10 protein-coding genes and 3 pseudogenes are annotated in these 12,168 nt (G+C 72.0%); 3 read left to right on the top strand and 10 right to left on the bottom strand.

Features of this window, described 5'->3' with window-relative positions; all coding sequences use genetic code 11:
• The first annotated feature begins 477 nt into the window (after positions 1 to 477).
• Positions 478 to 1,521, top strand: a complete 1,044-nt coding sequence (locus tag ABD369_RS18520; RefSeq protein ID WP_344637536.1) for an alcohol dehydrogenase catalytic domain-containing protein — start codon at positions 478 to 480, stop codon at positions 1,519 to 1,521.
• A gap of 81 nt (positions 1,522 to 1,602) precedes the next feature.
• On the opposite strand, the gene ABD369_RS18515 is transcribed toward ABD369_RS18520, so the two are convergent.
• Positions 1,603 to 3,312 carry a peptidase M16 family protein gene (locus tag ABD369_RS18515; protein ID WP_344637535.1) on the bottom strand — a complete coding sequence of 570 codons (1,710 nt, stop codon included), beginning with the start codon at positions 3,310 to 3,312 and terminating at the stop codon, positions 1,603 to 1,605.
• Between the two features lie 28 nt (positions 3,313 to 3,340).
• Positions 3,341 to 4,267, bottom strand: a complete 927-nt coding sequence (locus ABD369_RS18510) for a hypothetical protein (protein WP_344637534.1) — start codon at positions 4,265 to 4,267, stop codon at positions 3,341 to 3,343.
• A gap of 179 nt (positions 4,268 to 4,446) precedes the next feature.
• Between ABD369_RS18510 and ABD369_RS18505 the strand changes: the two genes are divergently transcribed.
• Positions 4,447 to 4,887, top strand: a complete 441-nt coding sequence (locus ABD369_RS18505) for a hypothetical protein (protein WP_344637533.1) — start codon at positions 4,447 to 4,449, stop codon at positions 4,885 to 4,887.
• A gap of 264 nt (positions 4,888 to 5,151) precedes the next feature.
• Here ABD369_RS18505 and ABD369_RS18500 read toward each other — a convergent pair whose 3' ends face one another.
• From ABD369_RS18500 to ABD369_RS18465, 8 genes and pseudogenes are all read right to left on the bottom strand, one after another.
• On the bottom strand, positions 5,152 to 6,102 hold the full coding sequence (locus ABD369_RS18500; protein ID WP_344637532.1) for a 3-hydroxyacyl-CoA dehydrogenase NAD-binding domain-containing protein: 951 nt from the start codon (positions 6,100 to 6,102) through the stop codon (positions 5,152 to 5,154).
• An 18-nt stretch (positions 6,103 to 6,120) separates the two neighbouring features.
• Positions 6,121 to 6,857: pseudogene (locus ABD369_RS18495) on the bottom strand (acetoacetate decarboxylase).
• Positions 6,858 to 7,041: 184 nt separating this feature from the next.
• Positions 7,042 to 7,260, bottom strand: a pseudogene (locus ABD369_RS18490) (enoyl-CoA hydratase-related protein); the annotation flags it as partial.
• 29 nt (positions 7,261 to 7,289) lie between these two features.
• On the bottom strand, positions 7,290 to 8,507 hold the full coding sequence (locus ABD369_RS18485; protein WP_344637531.1) for a CaiB/BaiF CoA transferase family protein: 1,218 nt from the start codon (positions 8,505 to 8,507) through the stop codon (positions 7,290 to 7,292).
• An 84-nt stretch (positions 8,508 to 8,591) separates the two neighbouring features.
• Positions 8,592 to 8,744: pseudogene (locus tag ABD369_RS18480) on the bottom strand (hypothetical protein); the annotation flags it as partial.
• Positions 8,745 to 9,179: 435 nt separating this feature from the next.
• Entirely contained in the window at positions 9,180 to 9,521 is a 342-nt protein-coding gene (locus ABD369_RS18475; RefSeq protein WP_344637530.1) for a hypothetical protein, read from the bottom strand.
• A gap of 365 nt (positions 9,522 to 9,886) precedes the next feature.
• On the bottom strand, positions 9,887 to 10,864 hold the full coding sequence (locus tag ABD369_RS18470) for a M56 family metallopeptidase (RefSeq protein WP_344637529.1): 978 nt from the start codon (positions 10,862 to 10,864) through the stop codon (positions 9,887 to 9,889).
• 11 nt (positions 10,865 to 10,875) lie between these two features.
• Positions 10,876 to 11,256 (bottom strand): BlaI/MecI/CopY family transcriptional regulator, encoded by a 381-nt coding sequence (locus ABD369_RS18465; RefSeq protein ID WP_344637528.1) that lies wholly within the window; start codon positions 11,254 to 11,256, stop codon positions 10,876 to 10,878.
• A gap of 149 nt (positions 11,257 to 11,405) precedes the next feature.
• Between ABD369_RS18465 and ABD369_RS18460 the strand changes: the two genes are divergently transcribed.
• Entirely contained in the window at positions 11,406 to 12,167 is a 762-nt protein-coding gene (locus ABD369_RS18460) for an ABC transporter ATP-binding protein (RefSeq protein ID WP_344637590.1), read from the top strand.
• Position 12,168 lies beyond the last annotated feature (1 nt).

Genomic DNA, 12,168 nt, shown 5'->3' with positions numbered 1-12,168 from the left:
GTGGGGCGGGATCGCTCGGGAGTGACGGGCGCCGGGCGGGCCCGCCGCCGGCGCCTGCCGTGGCGCGGCTGCGAGCGGTCTCCGAGCCGGTCCACGGCGGTGGTTCCGCGGTGGTTCCGCCGCGCGCGGGACGCACCACAGTACATCGGTCACCGATTGAATTGGTGACCGAACCTCGTCGGCGCGCCCTGTCCGCCGGGACGCGCCGACGCCCGCCGGACGGGCGTGACCACGCGGGGTGCGGCGGAGGCCGCCGGGCGGGCAACGGCGCGTGCTGAAGGGGCAGCTCGATGGTCGCCGGGAAGGGGAGCAGTGCGACGGCCGGGCTCAGGACACCGGTGGCGTGCTGTGCGCTGCGGGCGCGCCGGTTCAGTCCCGGAGTCGGCCGAGCCATGGCACGCATCGCCACCCGGGGGAACCCTGGAACTGAGGGGGCGATACGCCGCCTGCTCGATGGCCGACGGAGGTGATCGGGGCATGAAGGCGCTGACCTATCACGGACCTGGCTGTCGCATCTGGGGCGAGGTGCCCGACCCGGTGGTCCGGGTGCCGGAGGACGCCGTCGTCCGGGTGGACGCGGTCACCATCTGCGGCACCGACCTGCACATCCTCAAGGGCGACGTCCCCGAAGTGACCGACGGCCGGGTCCTCGGCCACGAAGCCGTCGGCACCGTCGTCGAGACCGGCCAGGGCGTACGGACCGTGGCCGACGGCGACCGCGTGCTGGTCTCCTGCATCTCCGCCTGCGGCCGCTGCGCCTACTGCCGACGCGCCGTCTACGGCCAGTGCACCGGCGGTGGAGGCTGGATCCTCGGCCACCGGGTCGACGGCACCCAGGCCGAGTACGTCCGCACCCCGTTCGCCGACAACTCGCTGTACCGGCTCCCCGACAGCGTGGCCGACGAGAGCGCACTGCTGCTCGCCGACATCCTGCCCACCGCCTTCGAAGTCGGCGTCCGCAACGGCGGCGTCGAGCCGGGCGACACGGTCGTGATCGTCGGAGCCGGGCCCATCGGGCTCGCCGCGATCACCACCGCCCGTCTCTACAGCCCGGCCCGGATCATCGCCGTCGACCTCGCCGCGAGCCGCCTCGCCGCCGCCAAACGGGCCGGCGCCGACGCGACCGTGGACGCCGCCAGGGCCGACGAACGCACCATCCGGGCCCTCACCCCCGACGGACTCGGCGCGGACGCCGCCATCGAGGCCGTCGGAACTCCGGAGACCTTCGAACTCTGCACCCGAGTGGTGCGCCCCGGCGGCCGGGTCGCCAACGTGGGCGTCCACGGCAGACCGGCCACGCTCCACCTCGAAGACCTGTGGGTCAGGAACATCACCATCACCACCGGACTCGTCGACACCAGCAGCACACCGCTGCTCCTCGACATGCTCGCGGGCCACCGGCTGGATGTGGCGGACCTGGTCACCCACCGCTTCGGGCTGGACGAGATACAGGACGCCTACGAGATGTTCGTCGAGGCCGGGCGGCACGACGCCCTGAAGGTCGCCCTGTTCCGGACCTGACCGAGCCCCTCCGCGGGCCGGTGCCGGCCCCGCGGAGGAGCTTCCGGACGGTCGGGACGGCCGCCTCCGCCGCGAGGAGGATCACCCCCCAGCGGCCTTCCTGAGCCGCCGTCGCCGCAGCACGGAGCGGATCAGCGCGGCCTCCACCGCGCCCATCACGCCGTAGAGGACGTACGTGGCCGGGTCGGTGAGCATCGAGGTGTCGCCGGCCGCCCCCGCCACCGCGAAAGCGAGGATGACGCCCCAGACCCAGGCGGCGGCGGTGAACACGGTCAGCATGAAGCGCTGCACCTTGGTGAAGGGCGGTCCGGCCGGTGCGGCTTTCGCGGCCTGCGCGGCGGCGGTTCTGGGGGCGGCCGGGCGCTGCTGACGGGGCGGCATGCGGACCAGGGCGTGGGCGGGGACGGCGGCGTCGACCATGGCGAGGGACTGCACGTCGACGTCGAAGCAGCCGGGTTCGAGCTGGATGGTGATGCCGTCCGTGCCGATCAGCCGGCGGCCGCCGTCGGGCCAGTTGAGCACGGCCGCGCAGGCGTCGTACCGCACGGTGGCGGCGCCCTCGTCGTCGACCAGGCTGACGCCCTCGGGGCCGAGCACGAGATCCGGGGCGTCCTTCTCCCGGGAGCGGTGGCGCTTGCCGGCGACGGCCACCGACGAGGTGGTCGGCGCGGCGGTGTACCCGGCCCAGTCCGCGCGGCGGCCGTTCGGCACCCGCAACAGCCCTGCGGCGTGGGCCTGTCGGGCGACGGCGTGGACCTCCTCCGCGGTGGTGGACCAGAGTTCGGCGCGCAACTCCTCGATGGTGCGCGGCGGCAGTCCGCTGAGCAGGTCGGCGGCGAGGCCGGAGAGCCGGCCGGCCTCGGCGTCGGGCTGGGTGTACTCCTCGTCGACCCGCCTGCGCAGCGCGTCGAGTTCGTGCTGCGGCACGCCCACGGCGGCGAGGCGGGCGAGCACGTCGACGAAGCCGCCGAGCACGGCGTCCTGCTGCTCGGGCAGTGCGTCGGCGAGCGCGACCACGGTGGACCAGCCGTCGCCGCGGTGGGCCTGGGCGGCGGTGGCGGTGTACGAGTAGCCGCCCTCCTGCCGCAGGACGCGGAAGAACTCGCGGTCGAGGCAGGCCGCGTACAGCGCGGTGGCGGTGGACCGCGGCAGGACGGTCTCGAAGAGCACCTGCCCCTTGCCGCCGGAGAAGTACGCGGGCGTGACGGGAAGCGCGGAGGTGGCGGCAGGGACCGGCATCCGCCGACCGGGCCGCAGCGGCAGGCGCAGCCCCTGGGGCAGCCGCTCGCCGGCCACCCAGAGCGCGGCGTTGCCCTGGGTGAACCAGGTGTCGGCCCACTGCTGCACGGCCCGCTCGTCGACGCCGTGCAGCCCCCACTCCGGGTAGCTGCACAGACCGTGGCTCTGCGCGCCGTACCGCCACTGGCCGGTGGCCTCGGCGGCGCCAGGCGAACGGCCGGCCTCCTCGGTGCGCAGGATGTCCTTCTCGGTCTCCAGCCGCTCCATCGGAAGGGCGGTCAGCGACTGGCAGACGCTGAGCAGGAAGGAGCTGACGTCCGCTTCGGTGCCCTCCAGGTGGAAGTGCGTGTGCAGCGGGCCGGTGGTGCCGTTGAGGTGGTGGTCGGCGACACCGCTGCGGTACAGCGCGAGGTGCTCCACGAGGTGGGTGACGCCGTGCCGGGCCAGGGTCTCGTCGGCCCAGCCGACCCGGAAGACCAGGCCGGCGGCGAACCGTCCGGGGCGCTGGACGAAGACGGCGGGAACGCCGTCGACCTCGAACTGGTGGATCACGGTGGAGCCTCCGGCAGTGGGGAGCACGTCAGCCCTGGGCCAGGGCGCGGTCGCGGTGTTCGGTGAAGACGGCCTCGGCGTCGCCGCCGAGGAGCGCCCAGGGGTAGGTGTGGCCGTACGGGCCCATGGCGCGGAAGTGCGCGGCGGCGGCCCGCTGGTCGTCGGCGAGCGAGGCGAGCATGGCGAACATGCTGTGGGCGGTGATGAAGCCGTAGCGGGCCCGGCAGGCGGGGTGCAGCACCGAGGCGGCGGCCTCGGCGAGCTCCTGGCGCACCTGGGGGCGCCGCAGGTACTCGGGCCGGTCCTGCGCGGCGAAGCTGCTCCACCGATCGACGTGGTACATCGCCACGATCGCGCCGCCCAGCCCGCCCGGCGGGGCCTCGCGCAGGCACGCCTGGGCGAAGGCGTGCGCCGCCTCCCAGCTGCCGCCCCACTTGGGTAGCAACTGCTGGAGGCGGTTGCGCTGGCCGCCGTACGGCGAGGGGCTCGCCTTGGCGAGGTTGCGGTAGCGGCGCTCGGACTCGCTCTGGCCGAGTGAGAGGCCCATCGCGGTGGTGATCCGCATCGTCCAGGCGAGGGCATGGCCGGGGTCGAGCGCGGTGGCCCGGATGAGCAGCTGCTCGGCCTGGTTGAGGTGGGCCCGGAAGCCCGCCCACCCCTCCGGGGTGACGCCCTTGGCGGGGGCGTCGGTGCGGGCGTCCCAGGCGAGGTGGGTGTGCCGGCCGGCGAGCAGGGCGGTGGCGAGCAGGTTGTGCGGCTGGTACTCCAACACCCGGCCGAGCAGCTGTTCGACGCCCGCGATCTCGCTGAGGGTGTCGGCGAGGACGACGATGCCGTAGGGGTCGGGTTCCTCGGCGAACAGGGTGTCGATGGCCTGCCAGTCACCGGCCACGGCGGCGTGGTGAAGCCGCGTGAGCTCGGGGACGACGGCAGCCGGGTCGAAGACGGGGCGCATGGCGGCGATCGTAGAGGCCTCGATCCGAAGAATAGTTCGGGTGAAATTCGGTCATAGTCGGGCAATGGCACCGTCTTGTGCCAAGTTTTTACGGAACCGTTCCCTCCGGTTGTGTTTGATCTGCCTACGCTTCCGACGCCTGATCGGACATCAGTGCGATCACCGACCCAAGGAACAACATGAACAACAAGCGTCGGCAGCAGCTGCTCGAGGTCGCCAACCCCCTGCTCACCGCCGGCGAGCAGGTCGAGCTGGCGACCCTCGTCAAGGTCGGCTCCGTCTCCGTGAAGCGCAAGATCGCGACCGCCGCGGTGGTCGGCGTCCTGACCGCCGGCACGGTGATCGCGACGGCGAGCCCGCGCCCGATGTACCTGGCGATGACCAATCAGCGCATCCTCTTCTTCGAGGTGGACGGACTGACCGGCAAGCCGAAGAAGCTGCTGATGGTCGTGCCGCGCGAGCTGGTCACCGCGACCCCGGTCGCCAAGGCGCTGCTCGGCCTCGGCCGGGTCACGCAGCTGGAGATCGACGGCCAGGAGCGGGGCCTGAAGGTGCTCTTCCCGCCGGCCACCAAGGCCGATGCCGCCGGTTTCGTCGCGGCGCTCGGCACTGCGGTCTGACCCCGTCCCGCCGCGCCGCCACCGGGCGGCGCGGCGGGTCCGCGGCCTGAGCGCCGCGGCAGGACGGAGACGTCCAGGACCGTGAAGTCCCGGTGGACGGCGCCCGATTCGCATCGATCGCCGCGAGCCGGCGCGATGCACGGGCGGACGGCGGGTGCCCGGTCGACGGCAGAGCACCGGATGGCGCGCCGGCCCGGTCCCGGCCTCGTAGTCCGGCCGGGCGCTGCCTGAGACGGCGCCCGGCTCGTTCGGGTGCGGTCCGGCTCAGGCCAGGCCGAGGGCGCGCATCACCTTGATCTGCGCCTCGTCCCGGGCGGACTCCAGCTCCTCGACCGACGCGCCGAAGTCGGCTTGTTCGGAAAGGAGTTGGACGGTTGCCTGGTCGGGTTTCGGGGTGCCGAGGTCACGCCACATGCCTTCGAGGCCGGGGCCGAGGTGTTGCAGGAAGTGCGGCAGGCCACCGGGGCCGCCGCCGAGATGGAAGCTGCGGAAGGGGCCGGCGACGGCCCAGCGCGGACCGATGGACGAGGTGACGATCTCGTCGAGCTCCTGCTCGGTCACCACGCCCTTGACGACGAGGTCGACCGCCTCGCGGAAGAGCGCGGCCTGCAGCCGGTTGGCGACGAACCCCGGCACCTCCCGGCGCAGGACCTGCGGCTTCTTGCCGAGCGCCGTGTAGAAGGCGACCGCGCGCCGCACGGTGTCCGGATCGGTCCGCTCACCGGGGACGACCTCGACCAGCGGAACGAGGTGCGGCGGGTTGAAGGGGTGGCCGATGACCAGCCGTCCGGGGTGCTTCATCGCCTGGGCGATCTCGGTGGCGCGGATGCCGGAGGTGGAGCTGAGCAGCAGGGTGTCCGGACGGGCGGCCTGCTCGATGCGGCCGAAGAGCTCCTGTTTGAAGTCCAGGCGCTCGGGTCCGTTCTCCTGGACGGCGTCCGCATCGGCGACCGCCCGGTCCAGGTCGGCCTCGAAGCGCAGGTTGCCCTCGAGGCCTGCGGTGGGGAGACCGAGCGCGCGCAGGCCGGGGACGGCCTGACGCAGCTGGTCGTGGACGACCCTCTCCACGTCGGGGAGCGGGTCGTTGACGGTGACGGTCAGGCCCCTGGCGAGGAACAGGGCGGTCCACGAGGCACCGATGACCCCGGCGCCGATGACGGTGACGCGCCGGACGGTCTCCGGAGGGCCGGCGGTGGCGGCGGGAGTGTCGTTCATGGTGGCTCCAGGGGGACTTCACCGGGTGAGGTAGTCGTGTACGGGCTCGGGCGGCGGAAGGGTGAGGTCGGTCAGGACGTGGTCGGCGGAGAGGACTTCCAGGACCGGGAGGTCCGCCAGCGGCGCCAGTGCGTGCTGGAACAGCTGCAGCCGGGCGGGACCGGTCCACGCACCCCTCACGGTGATGTCCTCGATCCGGAACCGGACCAGTTCGCAGATCCGCGGCTCGCCGGTGTATCCGGGCAGATCTTCAGCATGAAGGTGGGACAGCAGATCCCCTCCCGGGCCCGGTCCGTGTCGAGCGGCGCGTGCTTGTAGCCCATGGTGGCGGTGGCGACCCGCAGCGAGCCGTAGTCGAGCGTGCCGACCAGGGTGTCGGAGTCGACGGCCAGTCTCGGTGCACCGAGCTTCTTCGGGTAGACGCTGATCTCCCGGCCGCTGGCGATGGCCGGGAGGCTGTCCACGTACATCGCCAGGACGTACTCGCCGCGCTCGCCCTGGTACTCGACCGAGAGCAGCTGGCCGGACTCGGTGTAGTCGCCCAGGCCCGTGGTGTCGGGCATCCGGATGACCTCGAAGCGCACGGTCGGCTCGGCGATCCGCAGGGGTTCGGGGACGAGGCGTTCCAGCGGACGCGGGTCGGTGCGGTAGGTGATGGTGAAGTACTCCCGGTCGGTGAAGCGGTACGGGCCGGGAGGGTAGGCGGGGGCGTTCAACGGGGTGGTGAGCTGCTGGGTCACGTCTTGGCTGCGCATGGTCCGACCTGGGTTTCCTCGCGTGGGACGGACGGCTGCGCCCGCAGGCGCAGCCGGTGGCGGCTGGCGGGGGCGAGGTCAGCGGCGCTGCCAGTGCGGCTCCCGCTTCTCCGCGAAGGCGCGGGCGCCCTCCTTGGCGTCCTGGGACGCCAGCACGGGTACGACGATCCGGTCATGCCGCGAATGCCTTGAGGTCCATGCCCGCGCTGAAGACGCCGCCGGCGCCGGTGAGGACGCCGACCATGAGGTCGTCGCGGGCATCGAGCTGGTCGAGGGCGGCGGCCAGTGCCCGGGCGGTGGCGCCGTCGATGGCGTTGCGTGCCTTCGGCCGGTCGATGGTGATCACGAAAGTGCCGTCGTGTTCCTCTGTGCGCACCGTGGCGCTGTCAGCGGCCTCAGTCATGACGAGGACTCCTTCTCTTCTTCCTGGGTTCAGGCGATGGCTTCCGCCTTGCGCAGGTCCTCGATGCCGGCGTCGTCGAAGCCGAGGTCGCGGAGCACGGCCTCGGTGTGCTCGCCGAGGTCGGGGGCGGGCCGCGGGGGGACCTTCCGTTCCTGGTCCAGCCGCACCGGGCTGTCGATGGTCAGGTGGGGTTCGGCGCTGCCGTCCTCGATGGGTACCAGGACCTGGTTGGCGAGGAGTTGGGGGTCGTGGGCGCACTCCTCGAGCGTCTGGACGATTCCGTAGGTGAGGCCCGCGGCGTCGAGCAGCTCACGCCACTCGGCCAGGGGACGGCTCGCGAACGTCCGGTCCAGCACTTCGACGATCTCGGCGGCGTTGGCGCGGCGGCTCGCGGTGTCGGCATGGTGCGGGTTCCTCGCCGCCTCGGGCTGGCCGATGGCCTTCAGGAACAGCGGGACCTGCTTGTCCTCGTTGGCGAAGGCCAGCAGCAGCCAGCGGTCGTCCGCCGTCCGGTACACGTTCGCCAGCGCGTTCGGCGGGTGGAACCGGTCGACCGGGCGGGGATTGCGTGCACCGACCAGCATGGCCTGGAGCCATACGCCCGCCGCCCAGGCGCCCTCCGCCAGCAGTGACGCGGTGACCCGCGCCCCCTGGCCGGTCCGCTCACGGCGGTAGAGCGCGGTCATGATCCCGGCGTACAGGCTGATCGCCGTCGCGTGGTCGCCGGCCCCCGACACGTTGATCGCCGGCGGCGCGTCCCGCTGGCGGGTCACGTCCATCAGGCCGCTGCGTGCCCAGTACGCCGTCACGTCGAAGCCGGGAAGGTGCGCGTCCGGGCCCACCTCGCCGAAGCCGGTGACATCGGCGTAGATCAGCCGCGGATTCCAGACGGCCAGATCCTCGTACTCCAGACCCAGCTTGGCCCGCGTCCGTGGCGGGAAGTTGGTCACCAGCACGTCGGCCCAGTTCACCAGCCGTTCGAGCACGGGCCGGGCGCCGGGCGACTTCAGGTTGAGCGTGATGCTGCGCTTGTTGCGATTGTCCAGCTGCCAGGCGTAGTTGACCCCTTCGACCTGGGGGTTGGGAGGCACCCGGGTGAGCGCGCGGTAGGTGTCACCGACGTGCGGTGGTTCCACCTTGACGACGTCGGCGCCGAAGTCGCCGAGCACGGTGGCAGCGGCGGGACCCGCGATGAAGCTGGCGAGATCGACGACGTGCAGCCCCTCCAGCAGGGGTGTGTTCTCCATGACCGATCCTCTCCTCCGGAGGGCTGCGGTACGGCGAGTGCGCTCGCACCCGCGGCGGTCGGCGTCGGTGCGGGGCGTCCCGGCTCAGCGGCTGGGAGCCATCGGCGCGAAGGCGTTGTACCCGGTGATGTCCCGGCCGACGATCAACGCCTGCACGGTGTCGGTGCCCTCGTAGGTGTCGATGGCCTCGATGTCGCACAGGTGCCGGGCCACGTGGTAGTCGAGCACGATCCCGTTGCCGCCGAGAAGTCGCGGACCCGCTGGCGAAGGGCCCGCTGCTCGTCCGTCAGGAGTTCCCCCAGCAGGTAGTAGTCGGAGTGCTCCGGTCCGCCCAGCACCGGCGGCTCAACCTGCCCGTTGCCGCTCGGGACGGCTGCACCCGGGACGCCCTGCCCCTGGCCGGCTCCGGTGGCGTGCGTCGAGTTCATGGCCTGCGCTCCCTCCGGTTCAGGATCGGATTGCGCCACGTCACACAAGCTAGGGGCAGGCGGACGGGCGGCCATCGGGCGCGGGACACCATGTTCCGGCCCGGGCTGGTGCGCACGGACCAAACCGCCAGGTGCGGTGCCGGGATCCGAAGACCAACCCGCGAGCCCCGCAGCGAACAGCACTGCGAGGCTCGGTGTTGCTGCGGTCAACGGATCGCCCTCGATGGTTTCGCCGCGCCGCTACCTAGCACTGCGGAAGCGAATTGGAGCTGAGATTCACGAAGTCACGGGGAATGTAATATCCGCCGGAGCTGGACATCTTGAAGAACGGGTACTGATGCGTAGGGTTCGTCCAGCAGGCGAAAGAAATCTTCTGATCCTTATAGGCCATTCCCATCTTCTGGCTGTCGAGGGATGGTCTGAAGTAAATGCCAGTGTCGCGTATAATCGTCCCCTCGACGCTCGCAGGGGCTTGGGGAGCGGCGAGAATTTCCGCCGCAGACGCAGGTCCAGCGGCCAGCAGGCCTATCGATGCCACAGTCACGATTGCAGCAGTGGCGGGGAATGCGCGAAGGTTCATGTTCATCACGGACACCCTTTGAGCTGGGGGAGACCTTCTTTCCCTGGGTAGCAGACGGTGTCAGGTGCCGCAATCCGGGCTTCAGATCGTGATGCCGGATTACTCCGAGCCCTTCCGATGGCCGGGGGAGAGCCCCCGAGCAATGACGTTTTCCCAACCGGATTCCCTCAGTCACCCCGCCGTCACCAACCTAGCCGCCCCGACCAGCGAGATCGTCACCCGGACACTTCTGAATGCTCCGTAGGCTCCGGACACCTCGTGCCCGAGACTGAGCGCACCGGCGGGCGAACGCCGGTGGCCGCCCGCCCGGCGGCTCAGCGCCCGCCGACCATCGCCGAGGTGCCTTGAACTTCCCCGAGGGCGCGGCGGGTTCAGCCGCGGGACACCGCTCTCTTGGTCAGCTCCAGGAGTGATTCGAGGTCGTGTGATGCCTCCGCGGCACACAGGCCGGTGGCGATGAGCAGGACGATCAGGGCGCTTGAGGACAGCAGGTGCCCGCGGCGGCGCGGGGCGAGCAGGGCGGTGACGCGACGGGGGACCGGACCGGTGCCGCCCGGTCGCAGGCGGTCGAGGACGCCCCGGGCCGCCGCCGCTCCGAGGAAGCCGAAGAGGGGCTGCCGGTTGCGGGCCCGGGTCCGCTTGGCGGCGATGGCTGCCTTGCCGATGGTGCGGGCGACCCGTTCGCGGCTGCCGGTCGCGGCGGCGGCGCTCTCGTCGGCCCAGCGCTCGACGGTGTAGCCGACGGTGTCGGCCAGCGGCCGGAGCAACGGGTTCGCGGCGGCGGCGAGTTGGGCGAAGGCGACGAACAGGTAGTGGTGGTGGCCGAGATGGGCGCGCTCGTGGGCGAGCAGGATCTCGCGCTCGGCGGGGTCGAGGGCTTCCAGCATGCCGGTGGAGACCACGATCCGGCCGGGCCGTCCGGGGAGGGCGTACGCCTCGGCGGCCCGGTCCTCGACGACGACGAGCTGGTCGCGGCCGGGCAGGCAGGCGGCCTCGGTGGCGCAGTCGGCCAGGGCGCGGGCCCGGCGCCACAGCAGGCGGCCCGCCATGGCGGCCGCCACGGCCAGGAGCAGGCCGGCGAGCACGGCGGTGGAGAAGGCGGCGGGGTCGTGGCTCTGGGCCGCGTGCGCGGACCAGTGGTCGTGTGCGAGCCTGGCGAGCAGCGGGATGCGGATCAGCCCGGTGATCGCGAGCATGCCCAGGACCGCCGTGCTCCCGGCGGCCAGCACCAGTGCGCCGACGGTCAGCAGCCAGGTCGCCTGACGGGGCGGCAGCCGCTCGCCGGCTGGGCGGGCGATCAGCGCCGCCAGCAGCGGGAAGAGGAGCGGCAGGTAGACGGCGACGCGCATCCGGGCGGCTCCTACTTCCCCGTGTCCAGCAGCCGGCGCAGCAGCTCCTCGTCGTCGTCGGACAGCTCGTCGACGAAGTGGGTCAGGACGGCCTCGCGGTCGCTGCGCCCGTCCAGGAGCTTGCGCATCTGGCGGGCGGCGAGCCCTGAGTCGTCGGCGACGGGGGAGTAGGCGAAGGCCCGGCCGCGCTTGGTGCGCTGCAGCAGGCCCTTGGAGTGCATGCGGGACAGGGCCGTGACGACGGTGGTGTACGCGAGCCGGCCGTCGAGGCGTTCGCGCACCTCGCCCGGGGTCAGTGCCCCGGGGGTCGCCGCGTGCAGCGCGGCCAGGACTTCGGCCTCCAGCTCGCCCCTGGCCCGGCCCTCGGACGTGCCGGGTTCGTGTACGCCCATGGATTTGATCGCCTCCTCCGCCATCTTCTACCTTCTCGTAGAAGTTCTACGATCTCGTAGAAGTTGCTGCCTGCCCAGATTCTGTCATGCCCGCACACCCCGGGCCGGCTCAGGGCGGCGAACCCAGGAGGATCTGCGTGAGCACAACAATGGCGGTCGACACCCCGCCGCCGGCCGCCGCGGCCCGCGCCGAGGGACTGACCAAGGCGTACGGCTCCGGCGAGACCCGGGTGGTGGCCCTGGACGCGGTCAGCGTCAGCGTGGCGCGCGGCGAGTTCGTCGCGATCATGGGTCCGTCGGGTTCGGGCAAGTCCACCCTGATGCACTGCCTGGCCGGCCTGGACACCGCGACCGGCGGGCAGATCTTCATCGGCGAGAGCGAGATCACCCGGCTCAAGGACAAGAAGCTGACCCAGCTGCGCCGGGACAAGATCGGCTTCATCTTCCAGGCGTTCAACCTGCTACCCACCCTGACCGCGCTGGAGAACATCACCCTCCCCATGGACATCGCGGGCCGCAAGGCGGACCCGGCGTGGGTGCGGCAGGTGATCGACACCGTCGGCCTGGGCGCACGCCTGAAGCACCGCCCGACCGAGCTGTCCGGCGGCCAGCAGCAGCGCGTCGCGTGCGCGCGGGCGCTGGCGGGCAAGCCGGAGATCATCTTCGCGGACGAACCCACCGGCAACCTGGACTCCCGGGCGGGCGGCGAGGTGCTCGGCTTCCTGCGCGGTTCCGTCGACGACCTGGGCCAGACCATCGTGATGGTCACCCACGATCCGGTCGCCGCCTCCTATGCCGACCGGGTGCTGTTCCTCGCCGACGGGCGGATCGTCGACGAGCTGCTCGACCCGACGGCGGACTCGGTCCTCGACCGGATGCGCAAGTTCGACGGCGCCGGACGGAAGAGCTGAC

It is taken from the genome of Kitasatospora cystarginea, from assembly GCF_039533515.1.
Lineage (GTDB): Bacteria > Actinomycetota > Actinomycetes > Streptomycetales > Streptomycetaceae > Kitasatospora > Kitasatospora cystarginea.
The sequence above is the reverse complement of the archived record's forward strand: the minus strand, read 5'-3'. Positions and strand labels throughout refer to the sequence as shown.